Source organism: Candidatus Zymogenaceae bacterium, assembly GCA_016931225.1.
GTDB lineage: Bacteria > Desulfobacterota > Zymogenia > Zymogenales > Zymogenaceae > JAFGFE01.
Window position 1 is genome coordinate 98740 of the sequence record JAFGFE010000002.1, and the last position, 19404, is coordinate 118143.

20 protein-coding genes are annotated in these 19404 nt (G+C 57.4%); 14 read left to right on the forward strand and 6 right to left on the reverse strand.

Annotated elements, in window-relative coordinates:
- Window positions 1–48 precede the first annotated feature (48 nt).
- From JW885_00595 to JW885_00610, 4 genes are all read left to right on the forward strand, one after another.
- Entirely contained in the window at window positions 49–429 is a 381-nt protein-coding gene (locus tag JW885_00595; GenBank protein ID MBN1880641.1) for a twin-arginine translocase TatA/TatE family subunit, read from the forward strand.
- A 108-nt stretch (window positions 430–537) separates the two neighbouring features.
- Window positions 538–1341, forward strand: a complete 804-nt coding sequence (tatC, locus tag JW885_00600; GenBank protein MBN1880642.1) for a twin-arginine translocase subunit TatC — start codon at window positions 538–540, stop codon at window positions 1339–1341.
- Between the two features lie 8 nt (window positions 1342–1349).
- Entirely contained in the window at window positions 1350–2111 is a 762-nt protein-coding gene (locus JW885_00605; protein ID MBN1880643.1) for a UDP-2,3-diacylglucosamine diphosphatase, read from the forward strand.
- A gap of 54 nt (window positions 2112–2165) precedes the next feature.
- Window positions 2166–3014 carry an abortive infection family protein gene (locus tag JW885_00610; GenBank protein MBN1880644.1) on the forward strand — a complete coding sequence of 283 codons (849 nt, stop codon included), beginning with the start codon at window positions 2166–2168 and terminating at the stop codon, window positions 3012–3014.
- Window positions 3015–3023: 9 nt separating this feature from the next.
- Here the strand turns inward: JW885_00610 and JW885_00615 are convergent, their stop codons facing one another.
- Together JW885_00615 and JW885_00620 are read right to left on the reverse strand one after the other, a co-directional pair.
- A complete protein-coding gene (locus tag JW885_00615) occupies window positions 3024–3851 on the reverse strand; it encodes an amidohydrolase (GenBank protein MBN1880645.1) in 828 nt (275 codons plus the stop codon).
- A gap of 114 nt (window positions 3852–3965) precedes the next feature.
- Window positions 3966–5135, reverse strand: a complete 1170-nt coding sequence (locus JW885_00620) for an aminopeptidase P family protein (GenBank protein ID MBN1880646.1) — start codon at window positions 5133–5135, stop codon at window positions 3966–3968.
- A 388-nt stretch (window positions 5136–5523) separates the two neighbouring features.
- Here JW885_00620 and JW885_00625 point away from each other — a divergent pair, with 388 nt between their 5' ends.
- From JW885_00625 to lipA, 8 genes are all read left to right on the forward strand, one after another.
- Window positions 5524–6192 (forward strand): FecR domain-containing protein, encoded by a 669-nt coding sequence (locus tag JW885_00625; protein ID MBN1880647.1) that lies wholly within the window; start codon window positions 5524–5526, stop codon window positions 6190–6192.
- 45 nt (window positions 6193–6237) lie between these two features.
- Window positions 6238–6636: a hypothetical protein gene (locus JW885_00630; GenBank protein ID MBN1880648.1), complete on the forward strand. Its 399-nt coding sequence runs from the start codon at window positions 6238–6240 to the stop codon at window positions 6634–6636.
- 209 nt (window positions 6637–6845) lie between these two features.
- On the forward strand, window positions 6846–8183 hold the full coding sequence (locus tag JW885_00635; protein MBN1880649.1) for an FAD-dependent oxidoreductase: 1338 nt from the start codon (window positions 6846–6848) through the stop codon (window positions 8181–8183).
- Window positions 8184–8248: 65 nt separating this feature from the next.
- Window positions 8249–9337, forward strand: a complete 1089-nt coding sequence (gene gcvT / locus JW885_00640) for a glycine cleavage system aminomethyltransferase GcvT (GenBank protein ID MBN1880650.1) — start codon at window positions 8249–8251, stop codon at window positions 9335–9337.
- 75 nt (window positions 9338–9412) lie between these two features.
- Window positions 9413–9811 (forward strand): glycine cleavage system protein GcvH, encoded by a 399-nt coding sequence (gcvH, locus tag JW885_00645; protein MBN1880651.1) that lies wholly within the window; start codon window positions 9413–9415, stop codon window positions 9809–9811.
- Window positions 9812–9815: 4 nt separating this feature from the next.
- Window positions 9816–11147 (forward strand): aminomethyl-transferring glycine dehydrogenase subunit GcvPA, encoded by a 1332-nt coding sequence (gene gcvPA / locus JW885_00650; GenBank protein ID MBN1880652.1) that lies wholly within the window; start codon window positions 9816–9818, stop codon window positions 11145–11147.
- Between the two features lie 34 nt (window positions 11148–11181).
- On the forward strand, window positions 11182–12612 hold the full coding sequence (gene gcvPB / locus JW885_00655; GenBank protein MBN1880653.1) for an aminomethyl-transferring glycine dehydrogenase subunit GcvPB: 1431 nt from the start codon (window positions 11182–11184) through the stop codon (window positions 12610–12612).
- Complete coding sequence (lipA, locus tag JW885_00660) at window positions 12596–13492, forward strand: lipoyl synthase (protein MBN1880654.1); 897 nt, start codon at window positions 12596–12598, stop codon at window positions 13490–13492. The genes gcvPB and lipA overlap by 17 nt, the downstream gene beginning before the upstream one ends.
- Window positions 13493–13949: 457 nt before the next feature.
- On the opposite strand, the gene JW885_00665 is transcribed toward lipA, so the two are convergent.
- Genes JW885_00665 through JW885_00680 form a run of 4 tightly spaced genes read right to left on the reverse strand, consistent with a single transcriptional unit; the run spans window position 13950 to window position 17544 of the window.
- Entirely contained in the window at window positions 13950–14717 is a 768-nt protein-coding gene (locus JW885_00665) for an ABC transporter ATP-binding protein (GenBank protein ID MBN1880655.1), read from the reverse strand.
- Complete coding sequence (locus JW885_00670) at window positions 14710–15492, reverse strand: ABC transporter ATP-binding protein (protein MBN1880656.1); 783 nt, start codon at window positions 15490–15492, stop codon at window positions 14710–14712. Before JW885_00670 ends, JW885_00665 begins: the two co-directional genes overlap by 8 nt.
- A gap of 39 nt (window positions 15493–15531) precedes the next feature.
- On the reverse strand, window positions 15532–16497 hold the full coding sequence (locus tag JW885_00675) for a branched-chain amino acid ABC transporter permease (GenBank protein ID MBN1880657.1): 966 nt from the start codon (window positions 16495–16497) through the stop codon (window positions 15532–15534).
- Window positions 16498–16503: 6 nt separating this feature from the next.
- A complete protein-coding gene (locus tag JW885_00680; GenBank protein ID MBN1880658.1) occupies window positions 16504–17544 on the reverse strand; it encodes a branched-chain amino acid ABC transporter permease in 1041 nt (346 codons plus the stop codon).
- Between the two features lie 241 nt (window positions 17545–17785).
- Between JW885_00680 and JW885_00685 the strand changes: the two genes are divergently transcribed.
- Both JW885_00685 and JW885_00690 read left to right on the forward strand, forming a co-directional pair.
- Complete coding sequence (locus JW885_00685) at window positions 17786–18295, forward strand: GNAT family N-acetyltransferase (GenBank protein MBN1880659.1); 510 nt, start codon at window positions 17786–17788, stop codon at window positions 18293–18295.
- Window positions 18296–18354: 59 nt separating this feature from the next.
- Window positions 18355–19404 (forward strand): AMP-binding protein (locus JW885_00690; protein MBN1880660.1); only part of this gene is annotated, 1050 nt, incomplete at its 3' end.

Sequence of the window (19404 nt, forward strand, 5' to 3'; positions counted from 1 at the left end):
TGACACCCGGCATAAAAGCCCGTATGATTCTCTTCTGGAGGTGAGGATATGTTCGGCATCAGCACCCAGGAGATTATCATCATCCTGGTCATCGCCCTGTTGATTTTGGGGCCGAAACAGCTCCCGGAATTGGCAAAGACCGTCGGCAAGGGGCTTTCTGAGCTTCGAAAAGCCATGGACGGGGTGCGGGATACCGTCAATCCCAGCAAGGTCTTCGACAAGATGATGGAGGAGGGGGAAAAGAAGGAGCGGGCGAAGAAGGAAGCCGCCAAGAAGGGCGCGCCGAAGGAAGATTCATCCGCCGAAAAAGCCGGCGCGGACGCTGGAAAACAGGCGGAAACAACCGCGCAGGATCAGGATACGAAAGACACGGCCGCACCGGATGAGGCGAAAAAGGCTCCGGGCGGCGACAAGGAACTGAAAGGGTAGCGGGGGGGCAGCTTGGCAAACGCCGACGAAGAAAAAAAGAACAACGCGGAAGAAAAAGAGAGCGGTACCGAAGGGAAAAAGCGCGATATCCTTGAAGACGGCGCGACCATGAGCATCCTCGAACACCTGGAGGAGCTTCGCAGCCGGCTGCTCAAGATCATCGTGGCGGCGGCCCTTGGGTTTGCCGCCTGCTACTGGAAGGCCGAAGATATATATGGTTACATCATGCAGCCCCTGGTGGATACGCTGCCCGAGGGGACCCACCTCATCTACACCGGCGTCACCGAGGGGTTTTTCACCTACCTGAAGGTGGGCCTCCTGGCCGGGGTCTTTCTTGTGTCGCCCTATATTATGTACCAGATATGGGCCTTCATTTCCCCCGGTCTCTACAAGAAGGAGCGCACGATCCTCATCCCGGTGGCGATCATTTCCGCCGTCCTGTTTGTGGGCGGCGCCTGTTTCGGCTATTTCGTGGTGTTCCCCTGGGGATTCAAGTTTCTCATCGGAAACTACGCCAGCGAAGTCATCAAGCCGCTGCCCTCCATCAAGGAATACCTCTCCTTGGCCGCGAAGCTTCTCATCGCCTTCGGGGTTGTCTTTGAGATGCCCCTGGCCACCCTTGTCCTCGCCCGGCTGGGGCTGGTGAACCACAGGATGATGCTGAAATATTCTCGGTATGCCCTGCTGGGCATCTTCGTGGTGGGCGCCATGCTGACGCCGCCGGACGTGGTCACCCAGCTCATGATGGCCGGCCCCCTGATAATTCTCTACGGGGTCAGCATATTGGTGGCGTATTTCTTCGGGAAGAAGCCCGCGGAAATCGAAGAGGACGACGACGAGGACGAGACGCCGCCGGAGAAGCCGGACCCGGACGGGAAAGAAAAAACAGAGACGACCAAAACCGACGAATAACCTCAATCATGCACGTCGATTACCGGAAAGCGCTCTTCATCTCCGACGCCCACCTGAAGGACCCGGAAGATGAAAACTACCGGGCGATGCTCGCCTTTCTGGACGGCGAATTGCGAAAGATCGATGATGGGAAGGGTGTCGACGCGCTTTTCATCGTGGGCGACTTCTTTGACGTCTGGATTAATAACTACTCCATCCCAAAGCGCTACCGCCCGGTGATGTCCCGCCTGGAGGCCTTATATCACCGGGGCGTCTCCATCCACTTTTTCGAGGGGAATCACGATTTCTTCATGGGAGGGCTTTTCAAACGGCTCACAGGCGCAGTGGTCTATCCCGAGGGCGCGGAGGTGACCCTCCAGGGTTTACGTCTTTTTATCACCCACGGCGACCAGATCAACAAAAAAAACATCGGCACGCGGCTGCTGAGGTGGATACTCCGAAGCCCGGTCATCTGGCTGGTGACGTTTCTCGCCCCGGCCTGGCCCGTTGAGCTCATCGGCACGATCATGGGAAGGCTCAGCAGGAGGGAGCATAGCGAGGAGATGTCACAAGAGTACGCCGCGTCGGATCACGTCATCGAGTTCTGCCGGGAGAAGGAAGCGGAGGGGTACGACGGCGTGGTGATCGGCCACTACCACGCCCAGGTAACGGCATCGCCCGACGACGGATTCCCGTGCCTCTACATCAACACCGGCCGCTGGGGGTGGGGGAAGTATCACTATACTCTGCTCGAGGAGGGGGAGTTTACTAACTATAACTTTCAATCCTGATTTCTCATTCGATATTTAGTTTTTAATCCACTTGAGAAAATAAGGCTTATAAAATTGTTTATATCAGATAAAACAATATCTGCCTTAGGGTGTATCATAACTGGTAATAAAACAATTAATGGTGAATGCATAGCACCATATCGTACTGGTCCTGAACTCGTAAAATTTTTTAACAATTTTGGTTGGGATGATTCTTACGGCAGAGGTTTCCCTTCACGCTGGCAATATGCCATAAGTAGAATCGAATCAGAAAATGGAACGGAAACGCTTAAAGAAATAATTTTAGTTTCTCTTGAACCGATACATTTTCTAGATTTTGAACATACTAGTGAAGAAGCGGTTGATTACTTAAATAGATACCTCGAATATGATGGATATGAGATTATTATTGAGGGTAAAAAAAATATCATTCGTGATATAAGAGGAACATCTGTTGATCTCACAATAAAACAAGATGGTTTGCCAAAATTAACACTCCATTTTATTGAGGAACATATAGCAAAGTGCGATAGAAAGATCTCTGAAGGCGATTATAATGGTGCTATTACAAACGCAAGGTCATTATTGGAAACAGTTATCTTAGCCATCCAAGAAGATATCACCGGAGCTTCTGATCGATTTGAAGGTAATCTCGTAAAGATGTTTAGACAGTTACAGAAACATCTCAACTTAGATCCAAGTCGAGAAGATGTTAGTGATTCTCTTCGTCAAGTTTTAACTGGTTTAATCAGTATTGTTTCTGGTCTTGCACCAATGAGGAATATCATGAGTGATTCCCATGGGACAACATATCGGCCTACAAAACATCATGCTAAGCTTGCTGTAAACGCAGCCAAAACTATTTCTGATTTCCTTTTTGAAACCTATGATTATCAAAAATCAAAAGGCCTGATTTCGAGATAAGACATTTATCTATCCTATCAACCCCAGCCCGTTATCCCGAAAGACCTTCCGGTAGAATTCATCCGAAAAATTGAACGACAGGAGCTCTTCGATCTCCGACTCGCGGCGGAAGATGAGGTTGGGGAAGTCCGATCCGTAGAGGATGCGGTCCTGTTTTGCGGCGAGCTTTTCCGGCGGGAGGTCGCAGCCGTTTTCCATGTCCGGGCAGAAGACGAACGACGTATCCATGTACAAATTTGGGTGATCGTCCAACAGATCGTAGAACGCCCCGTATTCCAGCGCCCCCATGTGGGCGATGTTGCCGGGGATGTCGGGGTATCTGGCAAGGAGTTTCTTGAAGTTTTCCACCCCCACTAATTCGTGTCCCACAGGACCGTTTCCCACGTGGAAGAGAATCCGCTTTCCCTTTTTCATCACCAGGTCGTAGAGCCTGAAAAACCGCTCGTCCCAGGGGTAGTAGGGCATCACCAGGAGCTGGAGCTTGAAGCCCAGGACCCGGGGGTGGTCTATGATGGCTTTTGTGTAATCGAGGGCGTCGTCGTCCTCGGGGTGGAAGGCGGCAAAACAATAAAGATCGTCGTATTCGGAAAGGACGTCCTTGTTCCACTCGTTCAGGCCCCTCGCCACGCCGGTCCTGTGGGCGTAATTGGAATAGACGATGGGCCCCACGCCGTTTTGCCGCAAGTATTCGATGGTCTCCCGGTAGTAGTACTGGTAGAGTACGTCCCAGCCGTAGCCCTTGGAGAAGTACTCCCAGATGGCGTCGAACATCTTGTCGGGAAAGAGGTGGACATGAAAATCGACGATGGGGGACGGGAGGCGGGGATCGGTGGTCATCACATCACTCGCTCAGGTTTCGGTTTGAAAAGCGGGAGGGGAAGGGGGGCGCCCCCCCTCCCCGTGTGTATCACCAGTTGGTATCGTAACGGCGGTTGTGTGCTTTGCGCGTCCTTACAGGTCCAGCACCGTGGGCCGAAGGGGGGTTTTATGGAGCATCTCGCCGCCGGCGGCCGTCACCAGGACGTTGGCTTCCAGGCGCATGCCCCCCACCCCGGGCACGTTCATCTGCATGAATGCCACCTCCACCACGTTCTCCTCCAGAACGATGTCCCGGAATTCGTCGTTGTCCATGATCGCCGGATACCACTCGTGGCCGATGATGCCGATGCCGTGGCCGTAGCAGGGGACGGTGTAGGGGGCGTATCCTGTGCGTGTGAGCTCCTCGTTGACGGTTTTGAAGACGTCGCCGATCTTCGAGCCCGCCTTGAAGGACGACACCAGAAGCTCCACGGCGCTGGTATATGCGTCGGAGAGCTTCTGCTGCTCGGGGGTCGGTTTTCCCAGGATGTAGTTGTGGGCCAGGTCCGCGTAGTAGTGCCGGTAGGTGGGGTGGATGTCCACCATCAACGTCTCGCCCCGCTGGACGAGCTTTTCCGACGCCGGGTTGCAGCCGCCCATGGGGTAGCATGAGCGGTAGCCCGAGGCGATCTCCGTCGAGCCGGTCACCGCCCAGTGAAACTCGCTGCCCTTCTTTCTGAGCTCCAACTCCGCGATGCCGGCGATCTCCGTCTCGCTCATGCCGATCCTCACCGATTCCCGGACCCGCTCCTGCCCGGCGTCGGCGATGGCCGATGCCTGGCGAAGGAGCTTCACTTCCCCCGGCTCCTTGATATAGAGGGCCCGGTCCGTCACGGGGCAGGCGTTTGTGAAGGTCGCCTTGGGCAGCGACTCGACGAGGTAATCCCTCTCCGTCGCCATGATCCAGCCGGTCATGATCCGGGGGGAGTGGCCCAGCTCGATGCCGATGACGCCTTTATCGAGGCCGTTTTCAATTATCTGGCGCACCGTCACCTCCCACAGCTCCATCCCCGGCGCGGGGCCGGTGGGGGTGATGTTGGAAAGCCACGATTCATCGGACACCCGGGCGTAGTCGTGGAGGATCGTGTTCAGCCCCACGTACCCGTCACGGGAGACGAGGACAACGCTCCGCCAGGGGACGAAGGCCCCGGCGATGTAGTTGATGCTCTTGGGCCGGGTGGCCACGAGCAAGTCGATCCCCTCCTTCTCCATCTCCTCATGTATCTTTTCAATTCTTTTTTGATAGTCGAACTGTACATTCATATGTCTACTCCTGGCTGTGATATTAAACAGTACCTATTTTGTACCAGATAATGACCGGACTGACAACCGAAAACAGGCACAGGAAACCGCCGGCGTCGGGTGCGCCGGAGGGTGCTGTGAAAAGACGTTTTTATGGATAACTATTTCCTTATTGTATTCGCCCGGGAAAACGGGTAGTATGAACCATCCATCATGCGACGACCGCCGGACCGACACCGCAGATTTCCGGCTCGCCCCGCTCGTTTCGGCTCACCCTCATGCTCCCATCTCCATACACCCTCCACCGGCGTTTGCGCGACGCTCGGTGATCGAGATGTCATCCCGGAAGTGCGAACACCGCTCCCCGGGTGGTGCGAAGTACCGTATACATGAAAAAAGGGAGGTATGTATGCTGGAAAAACCGGCAGTGATACGACGGATCATGCTTCTCTGCGCCCTGATCGCGGCGCTGTCTCTCTTTCCCTCGGGTGCCGTGGGAGAGGGGATTTTGGAAGGTTCCGTGATCGACGTTTTTCACAACGGATATTTCTTCGATGAATCCACCGATTCCTGGAACAGGGTGGTGAGCGGCATGTACCTGCTGCCGGGGCACCGCCTGAAGACGTCGGAAAAGGGCACCATGACCCTCTTTATGGACGGGAAACACCTGGTCCGCCTCGATCCCGACACCGAGATTCGCATCGCGGACTTCGCCGGGATCGGCGGCGTGGAGGTCCTCAAGGAGTACGACAAGAGCCGTATCGTCGTCGAGGTGGTCCGCGGCTGCGTATCGTGCAGTGCTTCGGCGAGGCCCGCCGACCACGGATTCGCCCTCATTTCCGGCGCGGCCGTGGCGGTTCCCGCCGACGACGGCGCCGAGTTCTCGCTCTCAGTTTTGGAAACAACCGCCGACACCGGGGAGGTGAGGCTCGTCGTCCGGGAGGGGGAGGTACGCTTCATGACCGTGGACGGGCACGGCGGGAGCGTGGGCGAACCGGTAGTTGTGGGTCCCGAGATGAGCTCGGTCGTGTCGTTTATTCCCAAAAATGACGCCGGCCCGGGGCCGTCCGAAGAATAGCACGGCTCGAATGATCCCGAAACAGAACAGGTATGGAGACGAATGATGAGCATACACAAACCGATTCTTGTGTTGGTACTCGGGGCGGGTGTTTTGGTGTGCGGCATCGTTATGTCCGCCTGCTTCCCGGATATGGTCGTGGTGGAGCCGCCCAGCCTGACCCTCGATGACGACCCGACAGGGTACGACGAGTGGCTGGGAAGCCCCAGCGCCTGGACATGCGATGAGTCGGATACGGGAAGCCCCGCCGCCTGGGGCAGCGGTGATATGATTGTGGATCTCCCCCGCTCGTACGGAAATCCCTCGGCGCCCGCCGGGGCGTCGCTGGAGGAGCTGCGGGCCCTCAGGGAGAGCCTCAACAGGGCCGAAAAGGCGAAGGAGGCCGCTGAAGGGAGCGACCGATCCCCGGGGTCGAAGGAATCCGAAGACCGCCATCACCGATAGCCGCGCCATACCGGCGGTGATTGAGGGGGAGGGAGGGAATGAAGTAGTGTCCCTCTGTCCGAGGAGAAAAATAGAAAAAGCCTTGACATTTTTTTCAGGTGTTTTACACTGCTTTTCGACGATTCAAAATGAACCCCGCTGAAGCTGCGTGTCGATGTCGGGTGTTCGGTGAGGAATCAGCATTTCGCTATAGTTACTGAAAGCATGACGTGACTGACATTGTGATCATCGGTCTCGGCTCGGCGGGATACGCCGCCCTCATGTCCATAAAACGGACGAATCCGAAGGCGGGCATCACAGTCATAGATCCAAAGTCTCACGATCTCACCCATGCGTGTGGTCTTCCCTACGCCCTGGAGGGGATGATAGAATCAGCGGGCCTGGTTCAGGACATCGGCCTGTCGCGTATGAAGGTAAGCCGTATCAGGGAACATGTGGTTTCCATCGATACGGAGAATAAATCGGTCATCACACGGAATGAACGCGTCCCGTATGATCGAGCGATCATCGCAACGGGATATCGCCCGGTGATCCCCCCTATCGAGGGGGCGGCCGACGTGACAGGAAGGGGTCTGTTTACCCTGACGACTCCGGACGACCTGGAAGCGCTTGAGGAGGAGCTGTCCGGGGCCGGTTCCGCGGTGGTTGTGGGGGCGGGGGCCATCGGGTTGGAAACCGCCGTGGCGCTTTCCCGGCGGATGTCATCGGTGATGGTGCTGGAGGGAAAAGATCAGCTCCTTCCCGGGGTCCTGGACGATGACATGGCGAAACACGTCGATGCGTATCTTGAGGGGACTCGGATCTCCCGACGCGTCGGGGCGATGGTGAACGGCGTGTTGTCGGAAACGAAGGACGGCGCGCCCCGGTTTTGCGGGGTGACGGTGGCCGGTGAGGAGATTCGGGCGGATCTGGGGATTCTGGCCGTGGGATTCGCCCCGAATGTCGCCGTTGCCGAACGCTCCGGCATCGAGTGCGGGAAAAACGGCGTCGTGGTGGACGAGCGCCTGAATACCAGCGCCCCGGACGTCTTCGCCGCCGGCGATTGTATCGTCCCACGGTCGGTCATCGACGGAAAAGAAACGTATATCCGTCTTGCCACGTCCGCCTACAAGCAGGGGACGTTGGCGGGAGGGAACGCCGCCGGCGGCGACGAGGCCTACCGGGGAACCGCCGGGACGTTCGTGACGAAGATCGGGGGGCTGGAGGTTGCGGGAACGGGATTTTCGGAGGCCGAGGCCGTCGGCCGGGGATATACGCCCGCAGTCGGAAAGATAAAGATGAAGGCGCTCCCGGATTACATGGGGGCGTCAGACGAGATCGCCGTCAAGGTGGTGGGAGATTCGGCGACCGGCAAAGCGCTGGGCGCACAGGTCGTGGGGTCGAATGGTGCGGCGTGGCGGGTGAACATTATCGGGATGGCCCTGGAATATGGGATCGCCCTTTCGGATCTTCTCCGCCTGGAGCTGGCCTATTGCCCGGCGGTGAGCGAGGTTCACGATCCGCTGCTTCGTGCCGTGGAGCTGTGCATCAGACGGATGAAGCGGTAATCATAGCATCGTGTGATACGCACGGTTATTTCTGCATCTTTGGGACACACGAACAAAGAAAGACCATGAAACACACGGCACTTCATAGCGAGCACATCAGGCTGGGCGCCAAGATGGTGGAGTTTTCCGGCTGGGAGATGCCGGTGCTCTATAGCTCCATCATCGAAGAGCACAACGCCACACGTGAGCGTGCCGGGATATTTGATATCTGTCACATGGGGGAGTTCATCGTCAAAGGACCGAACGCGGCGTCGCTCCTTTCCGGCCTCATCCCCACGGACATCAATCGCCTGGAGCCGTCGAAGGCCATGTATTCGTGCCTGGTCAACGAGCGGGGCGGCACGGTGGACGACCTGTTCATCTACATGCGGGATGTCGACGACTTTTTCCTGGTGGTAAATGCGTCCCGAAAGGATACGGACCTCGCATGGATGCGCGGACACGCCCCGTCATCCGGGGTGGAGATCGTCGATGTGTCGGACGAGACCGCCAAGATCGACGTCCAGGGGCCGATGTCACCGGATATCATGAAGGCGGTGTTCCCTGATGCGGGTAGCGAGGGATTGAGGCGATTCTATTCCCTGGAGACGACCCTCGATGGCGAGACGGTGATGCTCTCCATGACCGGCTACACCGGCGAGCGGGGATACGAACTCTATATGCCGGTATCCGCCTCCGTATCCGTCTGGAATCGACTCTTGGATGCGGGGAAGCCCTTCGGCCTTGTTCCCGTTGGCCTGGGCGCCCGGGATACCCTGAGGCTGGAGGCCGGGTATTCCCTCTATGGACATGAGCTGACGGAAGAGATCAGCCCCGTCGAGGCGGGCCTGGGGTGGCTGGTCAATTCAAAAGACTCCCATATCGGAAGGGACGTATTGACGTCCCAGAAGGAGCGGGGTGCGCCCAGGGAGATCGTGTGTCTCAGGATGAGAGACAGGGGCGTTCCCCGGGATGGGTATCCGGTCGCACGGGACGGAGAGGAGATCGGCGTGATCACCAGCGGCGGGTTTTCCCCCACCTTCAAGGTGGGCATTGCGCTGGCCTTGGTGAAGCGGGGATCGGTCGGTGTGGGTGAGCGTCTTTCCGTGATGATGCGCGGTAGGCCGAGGGACGCGGAAATCGTCCCCCGACCCCTGTACGCATACAACGGGTGAACGCTGAAAATAATCATTGCGAAGGGATATTATACATAGTACATTATTTTCAAATATGTATCTGGAGGAATCGGAATGAGTGACATACCCAAGGACCTTAAGTATACCGAAGAGCATGAATGGGTTCGCATGGAAGGCTCTGTGGGGGTGTGCGGCATTACTGATTACGCGCAGGAAATGCTCACCGATATCGTGTATGTGGAACTGCCCGAGGTGGATATCGAAATCGGCCAGGGGGAACAAGTTGCCGTGGTGGAGTCGGTCAAGGCCGTTTCGGATGTATACGCCCCGTTGACCGGTACGATTGTCGAGATAAACGAAGAACTGGAGGACTCGCCGGAGATGGTAAACGACGATCCCTACGGTGAGGGCTGGATCTTCAAGATCGAAATCGAGAACGATGATGAGCTGGAAGAGCTGATGGACGCCGAAGAATACGCAGCGTTCATCGAATCGATGGAGGAGGAAGAATAGAGCCATGAGCTTTATTCCCACAACGAAAAAAGACACCGAGGACATGCTGGAGCTCATCGGTGTTACAAGTCTCGACGGCCTTTTTTCCGACATCCCGAAAGAGATCAAGCATATAGGGGCGGTGGATCTCCCGGAGGCACTCAGTGAAATCGAGGCGGATATGCTTCTCTCCCGGCTTTCCGATGGGAATCGGCGGTTGTCGGTCTTCGCCGGGGGCGGCGCGTATCTACATTATGTTCCCCCCGTGGTGGATCAATTGGCAAACAGGAGCGAATTCTACACCGCCTATACCCCCTACCAGCCGGAGGTGAGTCAGGGAACCCTGACGGCGATTTTTGAATTCCAGACGATGATGTGCAGGCTCTCCGGAACAGAAGTGACCAACGCCAGCATGTACGACGGGGCGACGGCGCTTTCAGAGGCGGCCCTGATGAGCGTTCGGGACAACAAGAAAACAAGATTCGTCATAAGCAGTGCGGTCAATCCCCGCTATCGGGAGGTGCTCTCCACCTACGGGTGGGCGAACGATCTGGAGGTCGTCACCGTCCCCGCAGCCGGTGGTGTGACGAGTCTTGCGGACATCGCGGCGAGACTGAATGATGAGACCGGTGCCGTAATCGTGCAGAGCCCGAACTATTTCGGCTCCATCGAGGATGTGGAGGCGATTGCTGGAAAGCTCTCGGGTACGAAAACGAACCTGATCGTTGTGGTGACAGAGCCTCTGAGCATGGCGCTTCTGAAATCCCCGGGGTCTCTGGGCGCGGATATCGTCTGCGGCGAGGCCCAGGCGTTCGGAAACCCGGTCGGGTTCGGGGGGCCCTGTCTCGGTTTTCTTTCTGCGAAAAACCGGTTCATGCGAAAGATGCCCGGGCGGCTGGTGGGAAAGACCACGGACAGCAAAAGAAACGATGCCTATGTCCTGACCCTCCAGACCCGGGAGCAGCATATCCGCCGGGATCGGGCCACCTCGAACATCTGCACCAACCAGGGCCTCTGCGCACTGAGGGCTCAAGTGTACCTGGCCCTGTTGGGAAGCCGCTTAAGGGATATGGCGATCCTCAACCATCGGCTTGCGGGATTGCTGAAACGCACCCTGTCTGAGATCGGAGTGACGCCGGTCTTCGATGCACCGTACTTCAATGAGTTCGTGGTGCGGGTGAACAATGCTAGAAAAATCCGGGACGCGCTTTTTGACAAGGGGTATCTCGTGGGGATTCTCCTGGAGGACGATTATCCCGATTTGACCGATTGCCTCCTTCTGGCCTGTACCGAACTCAATGCTCCACCCGACATCGACGCTCTGGCGATTGATCTTAAGGCGTCCCTCACGTCCTGAAGCTATCGATTATACAGAAGTAAAGTCATAAATCATGAAGACAATTTTTGATATAGACACCCCCGGTGTTTCAGGTTGGGAACCTCCCCGCTGGGATGTTCCCGAAGAAGACGAGATACCGAAAAAATATCTTAATAACGGCATTCATCTCCCCGATGTGGGGGAGGTGGACGTGGTGCGCCACTACACGGAGCTTTCCACGATGAACTTCGGCGTGGACAGCGGCATGTATCCTCTGGGAAGCTGCACCATGAAATACAATCCGAAGATAAACGAGAAGACGGCGTCTCTTTCCGGTTTCGCCACTCTCCACCCCTTAACCCCCGATTCTCTCTCCCAGGGGGCGCTCGAGGTGCTGTATGAATTGGGCGGGTATCTCTGCCGCATAACCGGCATGGATCGCTTTACGCTTTCGCCCGCGGCGGGGGCTCACGGCGAGCTGGCGGGAGTGATGGTTGTCAGGAAGTATTTCGAAAAAAAGAAGGAGGGACGGACGACCATCCTCATCCCGGACTCGGCCCACGGCACGAATCCGGCGTCGGTGAACATGTGTGGGTTCGAGGTGCGGGAGGTGCCCTCGAGCGAAACGGGAGACGTGGACGTGACAGCCCTCTCGGACATGATGGACGATGACGTGGCGGCCATGATGCTGACCAGTCCAAACACCCTGGGTCTTTTCGACCGGAACATCCTGACGATCGCAAAAATCCTGAAGGATCACGGTGCGCTGTTTTATTGCGACGGGGCGAACCTGAACGCCGTTATGGGAAAGGCGAAAATCACCGATATGGGGTTCGACCTGATGCACATCAACCTGCACAAGACCTTTTCCACCCCCCACGGCGGCGGCGGCCCCGGGGCCGGTCCCCTGGGGGTGACGAAGGAGCTGGAGCCATTTCTGCCGGCGCCCCTGGTCGATCAAAAAGACGGCGTCTTTTTCCTCGACGACGACCGTCCCGACAGTATCGGCCGCATCCACTCCTTCTACGGCAATTTTTTGGTGTGCGTCAAGGCGTACACGTATATCAGGATGCTCGGGTCCGACGGGATCCGAAAGGTGGCGGAACATGCGGTCCTGAACGCGAATTACCTCATGCACCGCCTGAAAACCGATTACGACCTCCCCATCGATCGTCCCTGCATGCACGAGTTCGTCCTGAGCGATCACGGTATCCCGAACAATGTTTCCACCAACGACATCGCCAAGCGCATCCTCGATTACGGTTTTCACGCCCCGACCGTCTATTTCCCCCTGTTGATTCACGGGGCCATGATGATCGAGCCCACCGAGACCGAAAGCAGGGCCACCCTCGACCGTTTCGTGGAGGCGATGCAGGAGATTCTCCGGGAGGCCCAGCGGGACCCGGATCTCATAAAAACCGCCCCCCACACCACACCGATAGGCAGGGTGGACGCCGTAACCGCCGCCCGAAAGCCGATTCTGAACTATGACGCCGCCGAGTGACGGACGGAGAATCCCCGACTGGATTCGATTTCGGATCCCCGGCGGGAAGGACGCCGCACGCCTGAAAGGCGTCATAAAGCGATTCGGGCTTCACACCGTCTGCATGGAGGCGAGGTGCCCCAACGTGGGGGAGTGCATGGGCTGCGGCACCGCCACGTTTCTCATCCTGGGTGATACCTGCACCCGAAACTGCCGATACTGCTCCGTCGCCCAGGGGACGCCCCGGCCGCTGGATTTGGATGAGCCGATGCGGGTGGGAGGTGCCGTGGGGACCCTCGGCCTTGCGTACGCCGTGATCACCTCGGTGACGAGGGACGACCTTATCGACGGCGGGGCGGGGCATTTCGCCGAGACGGTTCGGGCCGTCCGGGAGTGCGCCCCGTCGGCTCGGATCGAGCTGTTGATCCCGGATTTTCTCCACGCCGCACCCAATTCCCTCGAGCGGATTTTCTCCGCCGCCCCTGATGTGATCAACCACAATATTGAGGTGGCAAAACCGCTCTTTAAAGGGCTCCGGCCCAAGGGCGACTACTCTCATTCCCTCAATTTACTCCGGGAGGTATCCGGCGCCGGGTTCCCCGCGAAGTCCGGGCTGATGATCGGCTTCGGCGAGTCGACCGAAGACATCACCCGGACCCTGGAGGACCTCCGGACGGCGGGTGTTTCCATCCTCACGGTGGGTCAGTATCTCCAATCGAAAAGGGACGGCTTTCCGGTGGCGCGGTATTATCACCCCGATGAGTTCGAGGAAATCGGTGAGGCGGCGAAGGGGATGGGCTTTTTGGCGGTGCGCTCCGGTCCCCTGGTGAGAAGCTCCTACCGGGCGGGGGAATACGCAACCGCCGGCGCACGGGCGCTTCATTCGGGCGAGCATACATGATCGGTGCGCGCAAGGGGAGGGGCGGTGGTCGGTGTCGGCGATTCGGTCGGCGCTTTTTCCCTTCGATATTTTTTATATGTGTGGATTATTAAGATCTATTCGGCAACGGCGTTTTGTCTGACGTCGTTTTTTGATTTGGGTGTTGTCTTAAGCGGTCGGGGTGGGAGGTCTTGTCGGTGCCGATGACGAGGCCCGTGTTATTTTCCCTACGGTGATCTCTCGTATGCACGGATTTTTAAATTCCGGTTAATGCCGGTGTCCCCATCAGCTCTGCTTTTAATGTGATGTACTCTTATGCAGGTGTAAGTGGAAGGTTCGACCGGCGCCGGACACACGATCCGCGTTTTTCCCCCGCGATGTTCTCCAGTGAAAGCAGGGTAGTACCGCAGGCGTTTTTTCTGCGAAGTTCCCCCCTCTGTGCGTATTTTCGGAGTTCGGCCTTTGTACCGTCCCCGCCCTACCCCTCCGGGGCTCCCTCTCCGTTCAATGAAATACCCAGGTAGAAGTGTCTGACCAGGTCGTCAACCATCAGGGCGTGGGGGCTCCCCTCAAGAACCACCCGGCCGTTCTCAAGGACGTAGCCGTAGTCGGCGATGGATAACGCCATGCGGGCGTTCTGCTCCACCAGGACGATGGTCACCCCCTCGTCGTTTATGGCGGAGATGATCCTGAAGATATCGGCGACCAAAAGCGGCGCGAGGCCCAAAGACGGCTCGTCCAGCAAAAGGAGCCTCGGGCGACTCATGAGGCCCCGGGCGATGGCCAGCATCTGCTGCTCCCCGCCGGAGAGGGTCCCGGCGGTCTGTTTCCTGCGCTCCGCCAGGATCGGCAGGAGGGCGGTCACCCGCTCGTAGTCCTTTCGGACGGCGGCCTTGTCCCGCCGGGTGTAGGCCCCCATTCGCAGGTTTTCATCCACCGTCAGGCGGGAAAAGAGCTGTCGTCCCTCGGGGACGTAGGCGATCCCGAGCCGGACAATCTCCTCCACGTCCATCCCGCCGATCTCCCTTCCCTCGAAGCGTATCGATCCGGAAACGGGCTGACGGTCGATGAGTCCGGCAACGGTCTTCAAAACGGTGCTCTTCCCGGCCCCGTTGGCCCCCAGTATGGCAACGATGTCTCCCCGGCGGGCCGCAAGGGACACGCCGGACAGAATCGTCAGGCGGTCGTAGCGGGTCTCGACGTCGCGAAGCGAAAGGAGGGGGGATGTCCCGCGATGTTCATCCATGGGTGTAATCCTTCCCCAGGTAGGCGGATAAAACGTCCGGGTGCTTCTGCACCTCTGATGGTGTCCCTCGGGCGATGACCCGCCCGAAGTTCAGCACGACGATGTCGTCGGAGATGTCCATCACCAGGTTCATGTCGTGCTCCACCAGGACGATGGTCATGCCCGCCCTCTTTCTCAGGTCCCCGATGCGCGTAACGAAACGCGCCTTCTCGACGGCGCTCATCCCACCGGACGGCTCGTCCAACAGCAGGAGTTTCGGCCCCATGACCACGGCCCGGGCCAGCTCCACCAGTTTTTTTTGTCCGTAGGAGAGCCCCGCCGCCTCCACGTCCCGCACCCGTGTCAAACCCATCCATTCGATGATCTCGTCCGCCGCCCGGTACTGGGCCGTCTCACTTTTCGCCCCGGGGCGGACGAAGGAGAGAAGGGAGCGCAGCACGTCACCCCCTGGGGTGTGCTGCTGGTGGAGGTGTCGTCCCACCAGGATGTTTTCCAGGGTCGTCATGGTAGGGAAGAGCTCCAGGTTCTGGAACGTCCGGGAGACGCCCATGCGGGCGATGCGGTGGGGGGGGCGGTGTGTGATGTTTTCCCCGTGCAACTGTATGATTCCTGCGTCGGGGCGATACTCTCCACTGATGCAGTTGAGGGCGGTGGTCTTGCCCGAGCCGTTGGGTCCGATCATGGATACGATCTCCCCGGGCCGTACCTCAAAGGAGACGTCGTCCAGGGCCCGAAGCCCTCCGAAAGAGATCGAGAGGTCCGATACCGAAAGCATCGGCGTGGGAGTGTTCATGTTACCTGTACCCATCTGTGGTCAAACCTTTTTCTGGTGATGCCTGACCAAAAGCCCCGACGGACGAACCAGCAGCACCGCCAGGATGACGAGGAAGGCGAATGTGGTCTTGAGCTTCATGGAGATGTACCAGCCGAAGAAGTTCTCACAAACTCCCATGATCCATCCCCCCACGATGGCTCCGGGGATGCTTGTCAGTCCCCCCAGGACCGCCGCGGAAAACGACTTGACGAAGGGGGCGAACAACATGGTGTTGGAGAGGTCCGATCGGGCGGCGGTGAGGATCCCCGCCATGGCCCCCAGGACGGCCCCGATGCCCCAGGTGATGGAGAATATGCGCCGCGTGCGAATGCCCATGAGCCGTGCCGCCGTGCGGTTCTCGAAGGTGGCCCGCATGGCGATGCCAACGGCGGAGTATTGGAAGAAGACAAAGAGCACCACAATCAAGACGGAGGTTGCGGCGAAGATGATCAGGTCGAGCTGGCTGATGGGAACCTTTCCCACGTGATAGACCGGAAAATCCGAGAGCGGCGCGGGCATGCTCAGGTACTCGGTCCCGAATATCCAGCTCGCCGCGCCGTCGAAGGCGAGCCACAGGCCGATGGTGATGACGATATATCCGATGTGGCTCGGGTTCTTCGCCCGGGAGAGGAACAGAAACTCGGTCAGGACGCCGAAAAAAAAGGCGAAACAGAACGTGAGCGCCAGCACCGCCGCCAGGACGAGTCCCGTGATGAGGCCGTCTCCCACAGAGGACAGCACGGGGACCTCCCGGCACCAGGCGATAATCCTCGGCATATAATCGCTCATCAACAGGTACGCCACGAATGCGGATATCATGCCCATTTTGTCGTGGGAGAAGTTGAGCACGTCCGAGGTGCGGTAAATCAACACCAGTCCCAGGGCGATCATGGCATACAGGCTGCCGATGGCCATGCCTTGGATAAAGAGGTAGATGATGATATCTATAGCGGTCCACTCGTTCATATCGTCTCAATCGCCCCGTACGACCTGTTTTCGCTTAAAAAATCCTCTCATCGTCCGCCACACGCCGCTGAGGCCCCTCGGCTCGAAAATGATGATCAAAACCATCACAAGGCCCGTGATAATTGCGTTGAGATGGTCCTGGGCCGCCAGGATCTGGTGAAGCAGCGTGAAGAGCACGGCCCCCAGGATCGAGCCGGTGATGGATCCCAGTCCCCCCACGACAATCATGGCCACCATGGTGATGGAAAGCATCAGGCCGTACTGGGAGGGATTGATGTGGTTGACCATGTGGGCATTGAGGGAGCCGGCGACCCCCATGTAGAAGGCCGATACGGCGAACGCCAGGCTCTTGAAATAGGTGACGTTGACGCCCAGGGAACGGGCCGCAACGGCGCTGTCCCGGACGGCGGTAAAGCCCCGGCCCACTCTTGATTTCATCATTCGGGCGGCGGCAAAGGTCAAAACGACCGTCACAAAAAGGATGACGTAGTATATCTGTTTTTCCGATGACAGAACAATCGGCCCCAGGGACACGTCTGTGTTCATGACGTGTCCGAACATGCTGTAGGGAGGGGTGTCGATGCCGTCCATGCCGCCGGTGAGGGATTTGGAGAGCCCCAAGACCTGTTCCACCGCAATGCCGAATCCCAGGGTGGCGATGGCAAGATACGGTCCCTCAAGCTTGAGGGCGGGAAGTCCCACGATAAAACCGAGGACCGCGGTAATAATCCCGGCGGAGAGGATCGCAATGGGAAACGGTGCGCCGATTTTCGTCATCAGGATTATCGAGGCGTATGCCCCGATGGCGAGAAATCCGGAATGCCCCAGGGAAATGAGCCCGGTATTTCCCACCACAATGTTGTACCCCACGGCGGTGATGATATTGATGAACAGGAGGTTCGCCACGAAGACGTAGTAATTGTGGGAGTCGCCCCGGGAGATCAGGGGAAAGAGGATCAGTCCGATAAAAAGGACCGACAGCAAAAGCCGGGAGGGCCGATCCTGAAGGAGCCTGTATTCCTGAAAATAGTCTTTTTCGCCGATCATACCGGAACGTGAATGCATCATATGAAAAGGCGCCCGTATGCGGACGCCGCCTTTGGTCATCCAAAAGACATTTATAGCAAATGCACCATATCTGTTCAAGTGAAATCGGGGGACGGGTGCTGGATGTTGATAACGCGGTCTGTATGATGAAAATTGTTTACATCGACATAAAAACATATTATAAGAGTATAATCCCAGGTGTTGTGTCAATCATTGTGTTGTATCGTCTGGAGCTTGCTGGATGACCTACCCATCCCAGTACGAAAAAGAGATGACCCTCAAGGGAGGGGAGATTATCCTGTTTCGTCCCGTCCGTGACGGTGACGTCCCCCTCATCAAGGATTTCTACAACAGCCTTTCCGAGAGAACGAAATACCTGCGGTTCTTCACGCCCAAGAAGGAAGCCCGGGAGGATCGCATCCGCCGATTCGCCACCGTCGACTATATCACATCGATGGTCATTGTCGCGGAGTATAAGGGGGAACTGGTGGGCATCGCCCGGTATGACTGGGAGGAGGAGGAACAGTATCTGGAGCTGGCGGAGACCATTCGTGACGACTGGCAGGGAAAGGGGCTGGGTACGCAGTTGTTTCTGTACATGATCGATGTGGCACGGGACAATAACTACACCAGCATGACGGCCCTGATTCTTGATGAAAACAAAAAACCCTTCGCGATATTGAAGAAGACCGTCGGAAACCTGAAATTGAAATACGAGAGAAATTTTATCATGGCGACCTTTGATATTTAAGAGTGAGCGGGTTGCCCGGTTTTATTTGTCTGTAATACAAAATAATCAGGAGGAATTGTATGACAGCTAAAAAAAGCGACAAGAAGCCGTGGTTTGAGAATTATCCGAAGGGCGTTCCAAAGACTGTCACGTATGAAGATGTGACGCTTCCCGAGGCGTTTCGAAGGTCCGTAAAGAATTATCCTAATAATCCGGCCGTTACGTTTCTGGGGAAGGTTCTCAGCTACCGGGAGTTGGGGGAACTGGTGGATCGGCTCGCCGCTCGGCTTTCGGGCATGGGTGTCAAGAAGGGCAGCAGAGTGGCGACACTGCTCCCCAACGTGCCGCAAATGATCATCGCCTACTATGCGGCCCAGTCTCTGGGTGCCAGCATGGTGCTGAACAATCCACTCTACACCGACCGGGAACTGGAGCACCAGCTCAACGACTCCGAGTCGGAATATCTTTTTACCCTGGACCTTCTGGCGCCCCGGATGATCGCCCTCAAGCCCAAGACCGGTATCAAAGAGATCATCATCTGTCACATCAACGATTATCTCCCGTTTCCGAAAAAGCAGCTCTTTCCCATCGTGAAGAAGGCGATGTTTCGAAAGGTCGAGAAACAACCGAACGTGTCAGAGTTTTTGGATCTCGTGAAGAAATCCGGGCCGAAACCTCCGGCGGTGGATCTCTCCTTTGACGATCTGGGCTGCTTCCAGTATACCGGCGGCACCACCGGTGTATCCAAGGGGGTGCTCCTTACCCACGGGAACCTGAGCAAGAACGTCCAGCAGATCAACTCTTGGTTTCCCGGCTTTAAACCGGGTGAGGAGTCGATTGTCGGGGCGCTTCCCTTTTTCCATTCCTTCGGCATGACCACCGTCATGAACTACGCCCTGTGGAACGGCTGGAATATCGTGCCGATCCCGAGGCCGGAGCCCCAGGCGATTCTGGAGGCCCTGGATGCCTATAAACCCACATTCATGCCCGCCGTTCCGACCATGTACGTGGGGATGCTTAGGCACCCCGAATTCAAGAAGTTTAATGTGACCTCCCTCAAGGGCTGTTTCTCCGGGGCGGCGCCGTTGCCCCTGGATGTCATCCGGGAGTTCGAGGAGGCCACCGGGTCC